Raw genomic sequence first — 18,449 nt, forward strand, 5'->3', positions numbered from 1 at the left:
GTTTTTAGGAGCAATATGATCACCCTCGCCGCATTCGACATGGCCGGCACCACCATCAACGACGGCGGCGCTGTCTACCGCGCGCTCGAACAGGCCGTCACCGAGACCGGTGTAGCGGTCGCCCCCGCCGACCTGCAGACGTGGATGGGCGCCGAGAAGCGTGCCGCCATCACCGCCCTGATTCGCTTGGGCGGCGGCTCCCCCGAACCCGCCTCGGTGGTCGACGCGGCCTACGCGAGGTTCCAAGAGATCCTGGACGAGCTCTACACCGCCACCCCGCCGCAGCCCATCGACGGGGTACCCGAGACGATCGCGCTGCTGCAGCAGCGCGGCATCAAGGTCGCCCTCACCACAGGGTTCTCACGCGACGTCGCCGAGGGGATCCTCGCGCAGCTCGGCTGGGTGGTCGGGGCCGCAACCCCCGCGAGTGAACCCGCCGCCGCAGGTGAGCCCGGCGTCACCCGTGTGGACGCGCTCAGCTGCGGCGACGAGGTGCCCGCGGGCCGCCCCGCCCCCTTCATGATTCACCGCGTCATGGAGGCCACCGGCACCGCCGACGTCGCCCAGGTGCTCGTCGCGGGCGACACCGTCGTCGACGTACAGGCCGGCGCTGCCTCGGGCGCCGCTGTCACGCTCGGCGTGCTCACCGGCAAGCTCGAGCGCGCGGCATTCGACGGCCAGCCCTTCACCGCGGTGCTGGGGTCGGTCGCCGAGATCCCAGCGTTTCTCGACGCCCGCGTGATCTAGCGCAAGCGACGAGTCAGTATCGAAACGACGAGTCGGTGCGATAAATACGTACTTTTCATGCATACTCGTCGTTTCGATGCAGTCTCGTGACTCCAGGCTCCGCCATGCCCCGCTCAAGCCTCGCCGCCTCGGCATGCAGCGCACTGCGCACGGCTGCAAGCGCCGGATCCTCGCTGCCCGAAGCGCGAGCGGCCGTGAAGATCGTGCGCTGCGGATCCGGATCGAGCGTCACGCGCCGCAGTCTTCCTGTGGCGCCCACATGCACGAGCCCGGGCAGCAGCGCGACCGCGTTGCCGGTCTCAACGAGCCGCACGTGGGCCTGCAGGTCGGCGGTCTCGAACCGCACATCGGGCTCGAAGCCGGCTCTGCGGCACCGCTCCTCGGCGTAGTGACGCGAGGCCGCGCCGCGCTGCTCCATCACCCACGGCATGTGCGCGACGTCGGCCAGCGACGTGACGAGCGGCGGGGCACCGGGCTCGTCCGAGGGGCCTGCTGCCACGCACAGCGACACCGTGTCGGTCATGAGCGTCACCCGATCGAGCCCCGCCAGGTGCGGCGCCGAGTGGCCCGGATAGTGCTCGGCCACCACCAGGTCAAAGCTGCGCGCCCGCGTCTCCCACAGCGCCTCGGCCGGCTCGTACTGCGTCATCTCGACCCGCAGCGCCGGGTGCGTTCGCCCAAGCCTCGCGAGCACGGTGGGCATGAGCGCGAGCATCGCGGTCTGAAACACCGCGACGCGCACGGTGCCCGCTACCTCGTCGCGGCTGCGCCGCAGCCCCGCTTCTGCGCGCTCGAGCCCCGCGAGCAGTCCCTCGGTCTCGACGACGAGGCGCTGCGCGGCGGGCGTGAGCTCGAGGGTGCGGCCGATCCGCCGCAACAGCGGCACACCCGCCTCGCGTTCGAGCTGCGCGAGCTGCTGCGACACGGCTGACGGAGTGAAATTGAGCGCCTCGGCGACGCGGGCGATCGTGCCGCGCACCGATAGCTCCCACAGCAGGTGCAGTCGTTTCATCTCGAGCACGTCGCATCTCGTTTCTGTCGGGGCAGCGCTTGGCGGCTGAGGTTGCGGTCGGGGCAAGGCCAGCGGTGGCACCCACCCAACCCATCATAATTAGTTTTGCTAATGAATAACCTACACAAAGCATTGCTTTACGTGATGCTTTTGGCGGCGCACACTGGAACTATGACTCGCCCCCAAGACCTCGCCGACGAGGCCGTTGCACTCACCCGCCGCTGGCTCGCAGAGGCCGCTGACTACCCGGCCGACCCGGCAGCGACCAGGCTCGCCGGCGTGTTGAAAGACCCCAACGGGCTCGACTTTACCGTTGGGTTCGTTGACGGTGTGGTGCGCCCCGAAGACCTGAGCGTCGCGGGCAAACACCTGGGCGAGCTTGTCCCGCTCACCCCCGCTTTTCTACCCGCGCCGATGCGCGCCGCGATTCAGGCGGGAGGCGTGTTCGCGAAGCCGCTGCCGCGCGTGGTCGTGCCCATTGCGCGCCGCGTGCTGCGTGAGATGGTGAGCCATCTGATCGTCGACGCCACCGACTCAAAGCTCGGCCCGGCCATCAAGAAGATCAAGCGCGACGGCGTACACCTCAACATCAACCTGTTGGGCGAGGCGATTCTCGGCGAGCGCGAGGCCGAGCGCCGCATCGACGGCACCGAGAAGCTGCTCGCCCGCCCCGACGTCGACTATGTTTCGATCAAGGTGTCATCGACCGTCGCCCCGCACAATCACTGGGCGTTTGACGAGGCCATCGACAAGATCGAACAGCACCTCGTGCCGCTGTTTCGGCAGGCCGCTCAGTCGACGCCGCACAAGTTCATCAACCTCGACATGGAGGAGTACAAGGATCTCGATCTGACCCTCGCCGTCTTCACACGCATTCTGGGCCGCCCCGAGTTCACAGAGCTCGCCGCAGGCATCGTGCTGCAGGCGTACCTACCCGACGCGCTCGGCGCGATGATGCACCTACAAGAGTGGTCGGCCGCGCGAGTTGCAAAGGGCGGCGCCCCCATCAAGGTGCGGCTCGTGAAGGGCGCCAACCTGCCCATGGAACTCGTGCAGGCCGCCGTGCACGGCTGGCCCGCCGCCACCTGGGACTCGAAGCAGGCCAGCGACACGAGCTACAAGGCCGTGCTTGACTATGCGCTGCACCCCGCCCGCATCAAGAACGTGCGGCTCGGCATCGCCGGCCACAACCTCTTCGACGTCGCGCTCGCTTGGCTGCTCGCCAAGACCCGCGGCACGACCGACGGCATCGAGTTCGAGATGCTGCTGGGCATGGCGACCGGCCAGGCCGAAGCGGTGCGCCGCGAGGTGGGGCACCTGCTGCTCTACACACCCGTCGTGCACCCCGGCGAGTTCGACGTCGCGATCGCCTACCTCATCAGGCGCCTCGAGGAGGGCGCGAGCCACGAGAACTTCATGTCGGCCGTCTTCGAGATGGGCGACAACGAGGCGCTGTTTGCGCGCGAAGAGGCCCGCTTTCGCGCCTCCCTCGCCGATCTCGAAGCGATTACGGGCGACGGCAGCGACGCGGCGCTTCAGACGCCGCGGCCCAATCGCACGCAAGATCGCGCTGCAGAGCGCGAAGCCGATCGCACGCAAGATCGCGCTCCGGATCCGGCCACGCTTTTTGTCAACACCCCAGACACCGACCCCGACCTGCCAGCGAACCGCGCGTGGGGGCGCGAGATCGCCGGGCGCATGGCAACCTCGCAGCTGGGCATGCAGGCCGTAGCGAACGCGCGCGTCGAATCTGAGGCGGCGCTTGAAGCCGCGATCGAGCGGGGCGTCGCCGCGTCGCAGGCGTGGCGCGAACTGGGCGCCGACGGCCGCGCGAGCGTGCTGCACCGCGCAGGCGAGCTGATGGGTGCGCGCCGTGGCGAGCTGCTCGAGGTGATGGGGTCAGAGTGCGGCAAGACGCTCGATCAGGGCGACCCCGAGGTGAGCGAGGCCATCGATTTTGCGCACTACTACGCGACGCTCGGGCGCGAACTCGAAGCGGTCAGCGGCGCAACGCACACGCCACAGCAGCTGATCGCCGTGATTCCGCCGTGGAACTTTCCCGTCGCGATTCCGGCGGGCGGCACCTGCGCGGGCCTCGCCTCGGGGGCCGCCGTGATCTTGAAACCCGCCACCCAGGCCGCCCGCTCGGGCGCCGTGATGGTCGAAGCGATTTGGCAGGCCTTCGATGAGGCTGGCATCTCACGCGACGTGCTGCAGCTCGTGCAGTTTCCCAAACGCGAGCTCGGATCACAGCTCGTCTCCGACCCGCGCGTGGGCCGCGTCATTCTCACGGGCGGCTACGAAACCACGGCAGCGTTTCGCGCGCTTCGCCACGACCTTCCGCTGTTCGCCGAGACGAGCGGCAAAAACGCCATCATCGTCACCCCCACGGCAGACCTCGACCTTGCCGCGCGCGACGTCGCCCAGTCGGCCTTTGGCCACGCCGGCCAGAAGTGCTCGGCCGCTTCACTCGTGATTCTCGTGGGATCGGTCGCCACGTCGCGCCGGTTTCACGATCAGTTACTCGACGCGGTGCGCTCGCTACAGGTAGGCACCCCCGAGCATCTCTCCACGCAGATGGGGCCGGTCATTGCCGCCCCTACGGGCAAGCTGAAGCGTGGCCTCACGACGCTCGCGCCGGGCGAGACGTGGGTCGTGAAGCCCGCGCCGTTTGTGAGCGATAGCCCCCTTTCTGCATCTGCCGTAGAGCGCTCTGCTGGCGAAACGCGGCTGTGGAGCCCGGGCGTGCGCGCAGGCGTCAAGCGCGGTTCTGAGTACCACCTCACCGAATACTTTGGACCAATTCTTGGTGTCATGACGGCTGCCACTTTGGACGAGGCGATCGATACCGTGAACGATATTGACTACGGCCTCACGAGCGGGCTGCACTCGCTCGACCGCGGCGAGATTGGGCAGTGGCTCGAGCGCATCGAAGCGGGCAACCTTTATGTCAACCGCGGCATCACGGGCGCGATCGTGCGCCGCCAACCATTTGGCGGCTGGAAGAAGTCGGCCATCGGCGCGGGCAGCAAGGCGGGTGGTCCGAGCTACCTGATGGGGCTCGTTGACTGGGCTGACGCCGATTCTTCAGCCGAGGCCGCCGCGAGCACCGCGAACACCGTGACAGACACTGGGGCTCCTCTGGTGCAGACCCTCGCACCTGCACGACCGCTGCTGGCCGCAGCCCGCAGCGCGAGCCTGCTCGATGCAGCCGACATCGCGTGGCTTGAGCGGGCGCTCGCGAGCGACGCGACGGCCTGGGAGGGCGAGTTTGGCGTCGCCCGCGACGTGTCGGCGCTGGGCGTCGAGCGCAACGTGCTGCGCTACCTGCCCGTCCCCGTGACCGTGCGGGTGTCGGCAGATGCGCCACTCGCGCGCGTCGTGCGCGAGCTGGCAGCGGCCCTCGCCGCGGGCGGCAAGGTGACAGTGAGCAGCGAGCAACCCCTGCCGTCCTGGCTTACGCGCGCGCTCACCGCGGCACGCCGTGACGGCGGCGCCGGCGGCAGCGTCGACAACGTCGACAGCGGCGTCGTGGTTGAACCTGCGGCGGCTTGGCGCGCGCGCTGCGCAATGCTCGCCGCGGCGACAGGACCGCACGCTGGCGCGCGTATTAGGCTCGTCGCGGGTTCCTCCCGTGAGGCCGCCGCCGCTGAAATCTTCACCGCCACCCGAGGCAAGCCCGATGTTGCGGTCTACAGTGGAGAGACCGTCACTGCCGGCCGCGTCACGCTTCTCCCCTACCTGCGGGAGCAAGCCGTGTCGATCACGGCACACCGATTCGGTACCCCGAACCGGCTAACTGAAGGCCTCATCTAGGTGAGGCCGTAACACCTGGAGGTCAGCGTTGTCCGACCAGATATTTCTATACATTGCCCTAGCGGTATATTTCGCGGGCATGATCGCGATCGGCTACAGCGCCTTTCGTAAAACCAAAGACCACGAGGATTACATGCTCGGCGGTCGCAACTTACCCCCGTGGGTGGCCGCGCTGAGTGCGGGCGCCTCAGATATGTCGGGCTGGCTCATCATGGGTCTACCCGGCGCGATCTACGCGACCGGGCTCATCGAGGGCTGGATCGCGGTGGGCCTCTTTATTGGCGCCTACCTAAACTGGCGTCTCGTGGCGCCCCGACTACGCGCATACACTGAGGTAGCACAAAACTCGATCACGCTACCAAGCTTTTTCGAGAACCGCGTGAAGGATCGCACGCACATGCTGCGCTCAATTGCGAGCATAGTGATTCTTGTGTTTTTCACACTATATGCCTCGTCTGGCATGGTCGCGGGTGGCAAGTTTTTCGAGAGCGCTTTTGGCGGCGAGTACCTCGTCGGCATGATCCTCGTGACTGTCGTAACCCTCTCATACACGCTGTTTGGTGGCTTTCTAGGGGCTTCGCTCACCGACGTCGCCCAGGGCATCATGATGTTCGTCGCGCTCATCCTCGTGCCGGTGGTAGGCATCATGCAGATCGGCGGCTGGGGCGAAACCGTATCGCTCGTTGAAACCGTCGGCGCAGCCAACCTGTCGCTCTTTGGCGGGCCTGAGCTCACCGCTGGCGCGGTCGCACTCGTGATCGTCTCGGGGCTCGCATGGGGGCTTGGGTACTTTGGTCAGCCCCACATTGCGGTGCGCTTTATGGCCCTGCGCAACCCGGGCGAAGCGAAGGCTGCCCGCCGTATTGGCATGAGCTGGATGGGCATCTCGCTTATCGGCGCAATCGGTTCAGGCATGGTCGGCATCGCCTACTTCGCGAAGAACGGCGGCGCTCCTTCAGACCCTGAGACGGTTGTACTGCTGATGGCGCAGGTGCTATTGCATCCGCTCATCGCTGGCCTCGTACTCGCGGCCGTGCTCGCCGCCATCATGAGTACGCTGTCGAGTCAGCTCATCGTGTGCTCTTCGGCGCTCGTCGAAGATCTCTACCGCGTTATGAAGAAGCCCGCCCCCAGCGAGAAGCACCTCGTACTGTTGGGGCGCGGCGGCGTGCTCGTCATCGCGCTAATCGCGGCGATCCTTGCCATTACGCCGAACGACAGCATTCTGGGACTTGTCGGGTTTGCCTGGGCCGGGTTTGGTGCCGCGTTTGGCCCGCTCGTGTTGCTCAGCCTCTTCTGGCGCCGACTCACGAACTGGGGAGCGCTCGCCGGCATGGTTGTCGGCTCGGTGATGGTGTTCGTGTGGAAAGCACTGGGCACCGGACTCTACGAGCTGCTCCCTGCCTTCGTCGCGGCGCTCATTGCGGCGATCGTAGTGAGCCTCCTCACATCACGCGGCAAGTCCGCTGATGAGATCGACCGCGAATTCACCAAGACCGGATCGATGCTCGTTGTGGGTGCGGTTGGTGCTAGTGCGGCTGATCGCAACGTGCTGCCTTAGGTCGCTATAGCCGAGACCGGTGAGGCCGAGGCCGGTGTTCGGGCAGCTTTGATCCCTAGATCGACCTTTAACTACAGATCGACCTTTAGACACATGAGAACCGACGAACCCGTGTGTGTAAAGGTCGATCCATGTAGTTAGGTCATTGCAGCTATCGGATCGGGCGTCGGATCGGGACTCGGATCGGGACTCGCTCAGGGTCTCGCGCCGCCCAACTGGGTGACCTGGGGCCGCCCACCTCGGTGATTTATCTTCGTCCACAGGCCCTCTTTTCGGGGTCTCTACGTTCGAATCTGTGGATAACATTTCCCGAATATTTGTACGATTCATGAGATAATAGATACATGACTCCCACCACCTCGCCCCAACTCCCGGCACACAGTGCGTGCCGGGAGCTGGGGCGAGTCACCGGCCGCTGGAGCGTGTTTGTATCATGACCGCTCACGCCCCGGGCCCTACTCCTCGCGCATCGCGCGGGGAAGGGGCCGGGGCGGGCCGCAGTGCTGGCGGCGCTGGCTGCGGTAAGGGGCAGAAGAAGCCCCGCAAAGAACAGCGCGAACGGCGTCGTGACGGCCGCACCACGAACGAGGCCGTCACCTATGTCGAAGAACTCACGCGCATGCAACGGCGCATCGACCGCGACCGCATGGACGAATACGCCCGCCTCGTCACGGTCGCGTCACATGACCGCTCCCCCGCCCAGCTCGGGCTGCGTTGCCTCCGGGCAGAACTCGCGGCCGCGCTACACGTGAGTGAACACGCGGTCGAACGTGAACTCGACCTCGCCCACACCCTCGCCACCCGCTATGTCGCCACGAGTGAAGTGCTCGGGGCGGGGCTTGTCGGGTTGGCGCACGTGCGCGTGATCTGTGACGCGGGCACGATCATCGGATCAGGCGAGGGATCTGCCGTGCGGCACGCGAAGTACGAAGCGGCCGTGCTGAAGTACGCGATCGAAGAAACCCCGACCCGGTTGCAACCCATCGCGAAGCGGCTCGCCGAGGAATACGCTGAAGTGTCACTTGACGAGCGGCACGCGGCCGCCCGCAAGCGGCGCCGCATTGAAGTGGTCGACCGTGAAGACGGAATGGCCGAGCTGTACGCCTACCTGCCGGCCGAGATCGCGTACGCGATCAAAGACCGGGTGCAGCGCATCGCGAAACAAACCTGGACCGTCGAAGTCGTCACGGTCGAGGCTGAACGGCAGGCCGCCGCACGTGAAGACGCCGCCCGCGAGGCCGCCGCGCGCGAAGCAGCCGCGCGGGCTGCTGCCCCCCAAGCGGCTGAGCAGGCGGCGCAAGAGGCACCCGCCACCCAGCCCGGGCAAGGCGAGCACATCGGCCAGGCCGAGCACGCAGGCCAGACGGGCGAGGCCAGCCAGGCGGGCCAGGCGGCAGAGCCGGCGCCGAGCCTGGCCGATCAGGTGACACCGGCGCGCACCCTCGACGAGGTGCGCGCCGACACCCTCGCTGAGCTGCTCCTCAACGGTAACCCGTACACCGATCTTGATGTGAACGATGGCAGCAAAGCAGCGCAGGTACCCAGTGGGTTCTTCGCGCACGTGCAGGTGATGGTGCCCATCGCCTCGATCCCGGCCACAGCAGACCTCACCACCGACACCAGCGCCGCATCCCCGCGGCAGGTGTGTGAACTCGTGGGGTACGGGCCGATCGCTTCGCAGATCGCGCACGACATGCTTGCCCTCTCCCGCAACGTCTCACGCGTGGACGAAGACGAGTACGGTAACGTGCTGCGCGTCGACCGCTATAAACCGACGAGAGCGATGCGCAACCTGTTGTGGGCGAGAGACCGCAGGTGCAGGTTTCCGGGCTGCACCCGGCTCCCCCAAACCAGCGACATGGACCACACGATCGCGTGGGAACACGGCGGCCCCACCACCACAACTAATTTACAACTGCTGTGCAAAGCGCACCATTCCTTAAAACACGGCACGGATTGGCGGCCCGTGCAAGACCGCACGGGCACGGTGACGTGGAAGAGCCCGACCGGTCGGGTACACACGGACCGGCTCGCGGGCCGCCGCTACCCCCGCCCCGACACTGGCCCCGACATCGACCCTTACGGCGACTGTGAGAACGGGCAGGCCGACGATCTTGGGCCCGACCCGTGGGACGAGGCGCCAGCGGTGGAGCAGGAGTTCAGCGAGTTTTTGTGGTGGCGCCAAGCGAGTACGGAAGCAGACCGCCCAAAACCAGCAGAGACCACCCCGGCAGGCACAGCCACAGGCCCCAAGCGCGAGGTGAGGTTCGTGACTGCCGACGACACCGACAGCACCGACAGCACCGACAGCAATGACGCAGGCACGGGCGATGAGGCTCGCAGCAGCGAAGCCACTGACTGCAGAGCCTGGCACAGCGGGTTCACGGTACGCGACCGGCTCACCGCCCTCGAGAAGCACGCCCTCACCTGCGGCTGCAACTACCCCGAGTTCTGCGACCGCGACTGCGGCACCGAGCTCCGCGCAGAATACGAGCGCAGGGCCGCCCGCAGCGTCCCCAAAGAACAGCCGTTCTAGGCCGCGACAAAGGTCGTTTCTGCGTGCTGGCGCAGCTTCGCTTCAACCAAGATGGGCAGGTGATCTGACAAGCCCCGATCGAGCGTACGCACGCTGTGCACGTCGATGCCCGACGAAGTTGCGAAATCGAAGTGACCCCGAAACATGCGATAGCGAGTGTAGGTGCGCTTATCGCTGAGGTTCAGCTCATACCCGTTGTCACGCATCTCGGTATCGAGGCGGCCCTTGAAAACAGGGTAGTTGTAGTCACCCACCATCAAGGCAGGAAGCCCCGGCCCGAGACTGCGAAGGCCATCGAGAGCGGTGTGAATTTGGTGCCGCCTGTGCGAGTTCAGCGAGGTCAACGGAGCCGCGTGAAACGAAGCAACAACAAAGTCTCGCTCAGCCTCTCGGTCGAGCAGACGCACACCCAACAACCGTTCATGCGCCGGCGACAGGATACGGTCATGCAGCGACTTCTTCAGCTCAAACGTGCGTGCAACGCGCGGGTGAAAACGCTCGGATCTCACGTACACGGCAAGCCCCAAGCGGTTGCGCTCGGTAGCATGCACGAGCTCTAGGTGCCCGACACGCGACGGCAGTGCAATGGCCTCAGCTTCCTGCAAACAGAGAACGTCAGTCTCATGATCCTCTGCGAGCGCCGCAATCTCTGTCACGGCGCGATTCTTACGCAGGTTATAGCTGATGACCTTCATACTTTGCCTCCCTAGAGCAGGCTCAGCGGTGAGCCCCAGACGAAACATATCGTCTTGAGACTCACCATACGCCTCTACTCTTGGCGCCGCATGAAACTCGCGTAACTCGTGGTGAGCTTTACGAGATTCGCACGAGCTGCACCTCGAGCGTGCCAATCAGCATGCGTTCGGTGGCGCCACGTTCGTGGCCAGCCTCAAGCGCCTCTGTTGCACCGGTTTCATCGATCAGAGCCACACCATTGGTCGAGTGGAGATCTTCCACCGTCCAAGCTTCACCAGTACGACGCATACGAACATGCGACTTCGACAGGGTGCGGGTCGGGTCATTGATCTTCAAGACCTCGTACGCGCCTGTCGGCTCGGGCCGACGACCAACAACAACATCGTGTCCGTACAGTTCGAGCACCTCACCGTCAGGAAGCTCAAGACCCCACCGCGTCTCACGACGCACCACAACGGTGTTATCGTCGTCGAAGTCATCGTTGCCATTGACCGGGTTCGCGACGACAGGCAAAGCGACCGTCGGCTCGGGGACAGTCGGCTCGGCGGCAACCGGCGCAGCGGCAACCGGCACAGCGGCGGCCGGATCAGCAGCAACCGGCGCAGCAACAACCGGCGCAGCGACCGGCGCAGCGGCAGGTGCGACAGCAGGTATAGCTGTTTCGGCCGGAGCGTCGAAGATCGACGGCGCCGCTTCCTCAAGCTGGGGCGCTGGCCACGAGAACGGCTGCTGCGGCACCTGACCACCGAGCGGTGCAGGCACCGGGGCCTGCGTTCCTTCTGCGGCCAATCGCTCGTAAGCCCCCTCAGTGGTGTTGCTGAAACCCCACCCGTTGCCGCCCTGGGCGGCAACGTCCTGGGCGGCTGCATCCTGGGCGGCCACGCCCTGTGCACCACCCGGCTGTGGCACCGGCGGCACCTGCTGTGGCATCATCGACTGCGGCTGCGCGGGCGGCATCGGCGGGGCTGGCTGCTGGACCTGATTTGATGCGAGCTGTTCGGTTTGCACCGGCTGGTCGGCGCCGTTAGCGGGAGGCGCAAATACTGAGCGCTGCGGCTGCGGCTGAACCGTCGTGGTTTGCGGCTGAACCGAAGTATGCGCAGCAAACTCTGCCGGTGCAGCGAACGGCGCCTGAAGCGGTTGCTGCGCGGGCGAAACCTGCGGAGCCTGCGGAGCCTGCGGAGCCTGCGGAGCCACGTTGGCAAACGGCAATCCCTGAAGCGCACCAGCGCCAGCGCCGGCACCAGCACCAGCACCACTCGTCGGCGCCCAAGCGGCGGCCGCACCGTAACGGCCGTCTCGAATGTGGTTTGTGAGCAGCATCGCCCACAGCGGCGCCAAGAAGATTCCGAGCACGGTCATGCCGCCGCCCTTGCCAAACTCGGCATTAATGCGGTTGATCGCAATAATCGTCACGACCAGCACCACCAGGCCGCCCAGCCCGGGCACAAGCCCGAGCAGCACCAGCCAGCCCGGCAACCCACCGCGCTGAATCAGTTGCCACTGGTTCCACACGGGTATCCAACCCCACGCGCCCTTGACGCCCAGCAGCGGAAACAGTTTCGACAACGACCAGAGAAACCAGACGTAGAACGCAACGCTCACAACCGAGCTGACAAGCAGTGGCAGCATCAAATCGTACAACCCGGGCTCGGTCGGGTTAGAGTCAAGTTCCACGTGTCTGTTTCCGTTCTCAATACTGTGGCACGCGATGTGCCGCTATAAACTCTGCCACGAATGCGCCTATATCGCAGCATCGCAGCGCATAAGTGTGATTAAGCGCCAAAAGCGAGGGTCGCCACGACCCACAGCCCGACACCTGTAACTACAAACGCCGCCGCGTAACTCGCGAGCGTCACGATGCGGCCGCGGCTATCCCTGCGTGCGAGCGAGGGCAATGCGGCCCGCGGATTCGTCGCCGCCACCCCGCCCTCGGGGTCTGCCACAAGCTCATGTGCCTGTGCCAGCGCGACCGCCCGCGGGGCATACACCCGCGGCATGAAGCTGGCGGCTCGGCGCAGCATGCCACCGCGCCCACTCTGTTGCCCACTCCGCTGGTCGCTCTGCTGGTCGTTCTGCTTCGCGGTGAGCCCCTGGCTGGGGTCTGGCGCGGGCAACGGCGCAAGCTCGGGCTCGGGCACCGGGTCACCTCGCCGGTCAGGCACCACCCGCGTCGCATCGGGCGACAGCACGAACGTGCGCTCGGGGTCTGCCAACGGTGCTGCATCGCCCGCGGGCCGCACCACGGTCTGCTCCGGATCAACCGGCCCACCCACAAACACCGTGCGCTCTAGGGCCTCGTTCTCGTGAGCCTCGTTCTCGTTGGCTGCGCTCATACTCTCACCGGCCTGGTCACTTCGAGCGTGTCGTCAGAGGTCGACGCGAACGGGTCGTCCTCACCCGTAGAGCTGGGATCGCTTCCGGTTACCGTGTCGACGATCACAACGCTCACGTTGTCGCGGCCGCCGGCCTGGCACGCGAGCCGCACAAGCTCGTCTGCAACCGCTTCGGGTCGCCCACCGACGGTGAGCACCGCACGAATCGCTTCGTCGTCAAGCTCGGTGGTGAGCCCGTCAGAGCACAGCAGCAGGCGCGCCCCGGTGGTCACCGGAATCAGCCAGGCATCGTGCCTGGAGTCTTCAGACCCCAGCGCACGGGTGATTACGTTGCGCGGTGCCTGCGCGGCGTTCGCGTTACCTGCGGCATACAGTTCGGCCTGCAGCGAATGGTCGCGTGTCACCTGGGTGAGTGTTGAACCCGTGTGCTCGTAGACCCTCGAGTCACCAATGTTGGCCACGTACCAGCAGGGCTCGCCCTCGTGTTCCACGAGAGCAACGCCCGTCAGCGTGCACCCCGCCCCGCGCTCCGTCTGCTCGGCGATCGCGAGGACTCTGGCGCGCGCAACCTCGATTGCTGCGTCAACGTCTGCGGGAACGAGGTTGGCGGTGGTGCCAGCGAGCGGGCGGAGAGCACCGATAGCGGCCTGGCTCGCCAAATCGCCCGCCTCGTGCCCGCCCATACCGTCTGACACGAAGAAGACGGGTCGCTCGGCGAGCACGCTGTCTTCGTTTACCGTGCGCACCATTCCGACGTGACTGTGTGCGGCGCTCTCGAGCACCACTTTCTGCGCGTTCGAGAGCTCATAGTGGGCGTGCTGCCCGCCTGCCGTTCTCATTCGCCCCTGCTTTCCGTGACCCGCACAACGCGGCGTCCAAACACTACTCCGTAAGAGCGTAGCGAATACGCCGCCCGCACACGCTGCCACAGCGTCTGGCCCTGGCGCCGCTCGTCACGGTCGGCCGCGACGGCGTCCCACAGCACTGCAACATGCTGGGGGGTGACTTGTTCGCGCGCAAACACGGCGCGGTCGATTTCGAGCGCCGCCCACACCGCGGGCCGCGTCGCCAACACGCTCGCGATCTCGCTGCGCGTGGCGTGATCCGGCACATCAATGCCGGTGTCACGGGCGCGATCAACGATCTCAGCCCAGGCCCCCAGCGCCTGCAGCTCAGGATGCACGTCGCGGCGCCGGCGGCGCGTACGCAACCGTTTCGCGAGCGGCAAGAAGAGCAGCGGCAGCGCGACGAGCGCGGCGGTCGCGAGCGACAGGCCAATGACGCGCAACAGGGGGCCGAGCCAAGCGGCCTCGTCGGGGTCGGTGTCGGTCGAACCGCCCTCACCCTGCTCTCCCAACCCAATGGGCGGGTCGATCTCTTGCACGTCACGCTCTTCTGGCGTCGTCGGGTACTCGGGCAGCTGCTCGCCCTCCTCGAGGCGCTGCGGTCGCTGCTCTGGCTGCGGGGTCGCGTCGAAGGCGACCCATTCGCCGCTCGAGCCGCGCACCTCGACCCAGGCCGCGAGGTTGGCGCCCGTGCACTCGGTCTCGCACACGGGCACACCGGGCACGCCGTCACCTGTTGTACGCACGCCCACCACAACCCGCGCCTCGTAGCCGAGGCTACGCGCTGCGAGGGCGGCGGCCGTCGCGAACTGCTCGTCGTCACCAATACCTGCGACCAGCATCGCGTCTTTGGGTTTCTCGCCCGCGGCACGCTGCTGCTGATTGAGCTGCGCAAACAGGTTTTCAAGGCGTGCGAGCGAGTGACCGCCCGCACTCGATTCGAACTTGGTGCCGTACTGCTTCGAGAGCCTGGCAAGCCACTCCCCCTCGCCCTCGCCGCTCGTGAGCGAGTGGCTCAGATAGCCGCGTGCGCGCAGCCGTTCGATGAGTGTTGCCACGCCATCTTCGTCGGCCGACACGCCCTGGGCGTCAACCCAGCGCGCCAGCTCGGGCGCAGCGTCGAGATCGACCAGCGGCGCGTCAGAGGTGGGTCCGCCCAGGCTCTGAGCTCCCGCAGCCGTCTCCATCTGCGCCCGGTAGCTGTCGCCTTCGGCGAGTCCAAGCGCCGCCCCCTTCTTGCCCGAGAAGGCGATCGCACCGCCCGTGTCACGGTTCACGTAGAAACCGTCTGACAGCGCCTGGGCGCGGGGCCCGCCAAACGTGGGCGGCGTGCCCAGCGTCGCTGACGGCGCCCAAATGTCTTGGTAGCCTTCGCCGATGGTCACGGTCACATCGCTCGGCGATTTCACCGGCGCCCCGCTCGGAAACCGCGTAAACAGGCCGGCGGCACCGTCGCTCACATGAAAGTCGACCCCGTCATAAGCGTCGAGCACCGCGAGTCGCAGCCGCGCGGGCAGACCGTTCGAACCCTCAACAGTGAACAGCACAGAGTCGAGCGCGGCATCACGCTTCGCAGAGCGGTACGACGCGAGCGGGCTCGGCCTATCTCGCACCACGAGAGCGGGATCAACCGCGTCACGCGGCACCGCGCGGGCACCCGAATCAAGCACGGGGGCGAGGAGTGCGCCCGCCGCGAGGCAGCCCACGAGAATCATGGCGCCGACTCCGCTGCGCACCACCGAGCCGCGACGCACCGGGCTCTCCCCCGCAGCGCGACCGAGCCGCAGCGCGGCACGGCGGTCACTGCTCGACACCCACGCAATCCACACGGCAGCGAGCAGCGCAGTACACAACCACAGCCCTGTCTCACGCGGAGCCACAAGCGACAGCGGGCCAAACTTCAGGGCGCCGCTCACCTCGGCCGCGCCAAACACGGTGCCAAAAGCGACGGGTAGCAGCATGGGGGCCGCCGCGAGCACGGCGACGCGACGCGAGCTCGTTGCGAGCAGCATGATGAGCAGCGCGCTCACAAGCGCAATCAGATAGAACGGCACCAGCACTGTGCGATATGTGCCCACGGGCAGCGTCAGCGTGAGCAGCTGCTTCCACCCCAGCGCAACGGCGGCGAGGCCGTCGACGAATCCAGAGGCGATACCCGACATTGAACCGGTGCTCAGCGACTGCGGCACCGCCACGGGCACAAGCGTCACGATAAACGCAGCCAGCACCGCTGCGATGACGACCGGCGGGCCAAGGCGCCACCGATCTCGCGCCCACGACACCGCGGCGGCGAGTACGAGCGCGACAAGAGCTACGAGCCACAACCACGGCGTGCGATAGATCGGCTGCGCGGCAAGGACCCCCAGCGATAGCGCAGCAGCTGCAGCGGCCACGCCCGCCAGGCGGTAGCGCACCGCGGGCTTCACAGCCCGCTCCGTAGCATCAGCTGCGGCAGGTCACCGAGGGCGCCCGCCGTGAACATGGTCAGCGGGTCGACGCGCTGCGCGCGCGGTTCGGCGTGCAGTTCGCAGCGCACCGCAAGCACGTGCACGTCGGGGCTAAACGACACCGCTGCGCGACGGATCCGCTGTTGATCCGGCACAGAACCCGTGATCAGAGCGACGATCGACAGTGGGCGCGATGAGTGCGCGAGACCGTGGGCGAGGGCCTCGAACGGTAGCCCCTCGGGCGCCTGTTCGAGCTCTGCCCACGAGTTGAGCAGCTGCTGCGGGTCACGCGAGGGCAGCTCTTCGAGGCCGTCGATGCTGGGCCGCACGCGACCGGGCGCCCAGGCCGAGGCGACGTAGCGCTCACGCCCCTCGCGCACCGCCTGCAGCGACAGCGACGCCGCCACGCTCACGCCCAACTCAAACTCTTCATCGTTCAAATACTCCTCGCGGCGGGCATCGAACAGCACGGCAACGCGCGCCGTCTGCGACTCCTCATACTGCCGCACCATGAGCGTGCCGGTCTTGGCCGTCGACTTCCAGTGCACGTGCCGCATCGCGTCGCCGGGGGCGTACTCGCGCACCGCGTAGAACGACAGGTCTGAGTCGGTGAGCCTGCGGCTTGCGGCCCCCTCGAGATCACGCACGAGGCCCGCGGTGTGCGGCGGCAGCATTGCCGTCGCAGGGTGCACGTGCACGAGGTGCTTCTCGGGCCAGGTCACCTCGCGCCGCACGAGCCCTATGGGATCTTGGCGTGCGATGGTGAGCGGCCCTACCCGGATCACGCCTCGCGTGGGCGTGGGAATCGTGAGGGGCAGTTCGAGTGCGGCCCCGGGGGCCACGAACGGGATCGTGACCTCGCGCAGGGCAGCGCCCACGGGCATTTCTGCGACCGCGGGCATCGCCGGGCGGGCACTGTTGTTGTTGATGCGCAGGCGCACCTGCACCTCGCCGCCCGCGACGACGTTCAACCTGTCGATGTCGATCGTTACGTGGTAGGCGCGGTTGCCCAGCAAGAACGGCAGCGCGATGAGCAGCGCGAGGCCGCCCGCGATCGCGATAAACCAGGCCTCGACCCACGCCGACGTGGCACCGAGCACGACACACACGACGGTGAGGGCGAGCACAAACCAGCCGAGCGTGGTGACCGACTGTGTGGTCGCCCGCCAGGCGCGACGCAGCCGCGTGCGCACGCGGCGCCAGGTGCGGTGCGCCATGACGCGGCGGCGCTGGCTCTGCCCCAGCCGCGTCGATGTGCGGGTGTCACCGAGACGGGTCGTCGTGCCACGGGTACCGCGGGTGCCCCGGGTACCGAACGTGCCGCGGGTGCCCCCCGTACCGGTGTTTCTGGTGCCGCCCGCCCGCGCTTTAAACAGCGGGCTGCGGCCCTGTTGTTCGTGGCTCACGCGGTGCCGTTCTCCTGCGGAATCGGGGTGTCGAGCAGAATCTGGCCGATGACGGCCTCTGCCGTGACGCCGTCGAACTCGGCCTCTGCCTCGAGCACGATGCGGTGCGCGAGCACCGACGTGGCAAGTTCACGCACGTCGTCGGGGGTGACGTAGTGTCGGCCCGCGACGAGCGCCCAGGCGGCCGCCATGCGGGCGAGGCTCAGCGCTCCGCGCACACTCGCGCCGAGGCGCACCTCGCTCGCGCGGCGGCTCGCTTCGACGAGGCGCGTGATGTACTCGGCGATCAGGGGGCTGATGTAGACGGAGCGCACGAACTGCTGCAGCTGCGTGAGCGACCCAACGTTCATGACGGTGGGCACCTCGGGGCTGCGCGTGACCTGCTGCAGAATGCGCATCATCGCCGCGTCATCGGGGTAGCCAATCGACGTTTTGATCATAAACCGGTCGAGCTGTGCCTCGGGTAGGCGGTAGGTGCCCGCCTGCTCGACGGGGTTTTGTGTAGCGATTACGAGAAACGGGTTGCTGACGGGGTGTGTTCGGCCGTCAACCGTGACCTGGTGTTCTTCCATCACCTCGAGCAGCGCCGACTGCGTCTTAGGGCTTGCGCGGTTAATCTCGTCGGCGAGCACCACGTTCGCGAAAATTGGGCCGGCGTGAAACTCAAACACACCCTGCTTCTGGTCGTACACGGTGATACCCGTGACATCGCCGGGCAGCAGGTCGGGGGTGAACTGGATGCGCGACGAGGTGCCGTGCATCGACTTTGCGAGCGCGCGGGCGAGCGCCGTCTTGCCCGTACCGGGCACGTCTTCGAGCAGCACGTGGCCGCCCGCGATCGCGGTAGCGAGCACGAGCTCGATGACCCGGCGCTTACCCTGGATCGACACTTCGATCGCGTCGGCCGCCTGGCGTACCGCGTCGCTCGCCCACCGCGCGCGATCTTCGGTGAGGGGGCCGTCTGCTGCGACCGTGAGGTTCGGGTCAAGTGTCATGGGCTTCCAATCTGGAGGAGCGTAAGTGCTGCTGGTGGGTAGATGCTTGCTG

General features: G+C 66.7%; 12 protein-coding genes. 4 read left to right on the plus strand and 8 right to left on the minus strand.

From position 1 onward, the window contains the following. Window positions 1–15: 15 nt before the first annotated feature. A complete protein-coding gene (locus tag ACXR2T_RS12885; RefSeq protein WP_458816720.1) occupies window positions 16–747 on the plus strand; it encodes a phosphonatase-like hydrolase in 732 nt (243 codons plus the stop codon). Window positions 748–802: 55 nt separating this feature from the next. Here the strand turns inward: ACXR2T_RS12885 and ACXR2T_RS12890 are convergent, their stop codons facing one another. Then, on the minus strand, window positions 803–1,768 hold the full coding sequence (locus ACXR2T_RS12890; protein ID WP_458816722.1) for a LysR family transcriptional regulator: 966 nt from the start codon (window positions 1,766–1,768) through the stop codon (window positions 803–805). A 162-nt stretch (window positions 1,769–1,930) separates the two neighbouring features. Here ACXR2T_RS12890 and ACXR2T_RS12895 point away from each other — a divergent pair, with 162 nt between their 5' ends. The 3 genes from ACXR2T_RS12895 to ACXR2T_RS12905 all read left to right on the plus strand — a co-directional run bounded on the left by ACXR2T_RS12895 (window position 1,931) and on the right by ACXR2T_RS12905 (window position 9,672). After that, window positions 1,931–5,575: a proline dehydrogenase family protein gene (locus ACXR2T_RS12895; RefSeq protein WP_458839926.1), complete on the plus strand. Its 3,645-nt coding sequence runs from the start codon at window positions 1,931–1,933 to the stop codon at window positions 5,573–5,575. 28 nt (window positions 5,576–5,603) lie between these two features. Continuing rightward, the gene (gene putP / locus ACXR2T_RS12900) at window positions 5,604–7,136 is read left to right on the plus strand and encodes a sodium/proline symporter PutP (RefSeq protein WP_458839924.1); all 1,533 of its coding nucleotides are present in this window, start codon (window positions 5,604–5,606) and stop codon (window positions 7,134–7,136) included. Between the two features lie 433 nt (window positions 7,137–7,569). After that, on the plus strand, window positions 7,570–9,672 hold the full coding sequence (locus ACXR2T_RS12905) for an HNH endonuclease signature motif containing protein (RefSeq protein ID WP_489945542.1): 2,103 nt from the start codon (window positions 7,570–7,572) through the stop codon (window positions 9,670–9,672). Here ACXR2T_RS12905 and ACXR2T_RS12910 read toward each other — a convergent pair. The 7 genes from ACXR2T_RS12910 to ACXR2T_RS12940 form a co-directional block, all read right to left on the minus strand. After that, on the minus strand, window positions 9,669–10,367 hold the full coding sequence (locus tag ACXR2T_RS12910) for an endonuclease/exonuclease/phosphatase family protein (protein ID WP_458814357.1): 699 nt from the start codon (window positions 10,365–10,367) through the stop codon (window positions 9,669–9,671). The two genes, ACXR2T_RS12905 and ACXR2T_RS12910, sit on opposite strands and share 4 nt — an antisense overlap. Before the next feature lie 118 nt (window positions 10,368–10,485). Next, window positions 10,486–12,045 carry a DUF5684 domain-containing protein gene (locus tag ACXR2T_RS12915; RefSeq protein ID WP_458839023.1) on the minus strand — a complete coding sequence of 520 codons (1,560 nt, stop codon included), beginning with the start codon at window positions 12,043–12,045 and terminating at the stop codon, window positions 10,486–10,488. 98 nt (window positions 12,046–12,143) lie between these two features. Further along, entirely contained in the window at window positions 12,144–12,704 is a 561-nt protein-coding gene (locus tag ACXR2T_RS12920) for a hypothetical protein (protein WP_458839022.1), read from the minus strand. Further along, entirely contained in the window at window positions 12,701–13,543 is an 843-nt protein-coding gene (locus ACXR2T_RS12925; protein WP_458839021.1) for a PP2C family protein-serine/threonine phosphatase, read from the minus strand. The genes ACXR2T_RS12920 and ACXR2T_RS12925 overlap by 4 nt, the downstream gene beginning before the upstream one ends. Next, window positions 13,540–15,975 carry a transglutaminase domain-containing protein gene (locus tag ACXR2T_RS12930; RefSeq protein WP_458839020.1) on the minus strand — a complete coding sequence of 812 codons (2,436 nt, stop codon included), beginning with the start codon at window positions 15,973–15,975 and terminating at the stop codon, window positions 13,540–13,542. Before ACXR2T_RS12930 ends, ACXR2T_RS12925 begins: the two co-directional genes overlap by 4 nt. Continuing rightward, on the minus strand, window positions 15,972–17,402 hold the full coding sequence (locus ACXR2T_RS12935) for a DUF58 domain-containing protein (RefSeq protein WP_458839019.1): 1,431 nt from the start codon (window positions 17,400–17,402) through the stop codon (window positions 15,972–15,974). Before ACXR2T_RS12935 ends, ACXR2T_RS12930 begins: the two co-directional genes overlap by 4 nt. Next, window positions 17,399–18,397, minus strand: coding sequence for an AAA family ATPase (locus ACXR2T_RS12940; RefSeq protein WP_458814367.1), 999 nt, complete (start codon window positions 18,395–18,397; stop codon window positions 17,399–17,401). Before ACXR2T_RS12940 ends, ACXR2T_RS12935 begins: the two co-directional genes overlap by 4 nt. Window positions 18,398–18,449 lie beyond the last annotated feature (52 nt).

Source organism: Leucobacter faecis, from assembly GCF_054456635.2.

What these genes read in the sequence shown, in the direction of transcription:
- ACXR2T_RS12910 (WP_458814357.1), bottom strand. Translation starts at nt 10,367, where the DNA reads ATGAAGGTCATCAGCTATAACCTGCGTAAGAATCGCGCCGTGACAGAG.
- ACXR2T_RS12920 (WP_458839022.1), bottom strand. Translation starts at nt 12,704, where the DNA reads ATGAGCGCAGCCAACGAGAACGAGGCTCACGAGAACGAGGCCCTAGAG.
- ACXR2T_RS12895 (WP_458839926.1), top strand. Translation starts at nt 1,931, where the DNA reads ATGACTCGCCCCCAAGACCTCGCCGACGAGGCCGTTGCACTCACCCGC.
- ACXR2T_RS12905 (WP_489945542.1), top strand. Translation starts at nt 7,570, where the DNA reads ATGACCGCTCACGCCCCGGGCCCTACTCCTCGCGCATCGCGCGGGGAA.
- ACXR2T_RS12940 (WP_458814367.1), bottom strand. Translation starts at nt 18,397, where the DNA reads ATGACACTTGACCCGAACCTCACGGTCGCAGCAGACGGCCCCCTCACC.
- ACXR2T_RS12885 (WP_458816720.1), top strand. Translation starts at nt 16, where the DNA reads ATGATCACCCTCGCCGCATTCGACATGGCCGGCACCACCATCAACGAC.
- ACXR2T_RS12925 (WP_458839021.1), bottom strand. Translation starts at nt 13,543, where the DNA reads ATGAGAACGGCAGGCGGGCAGCACGCCCACTATGAGCTCTCGAACGCG.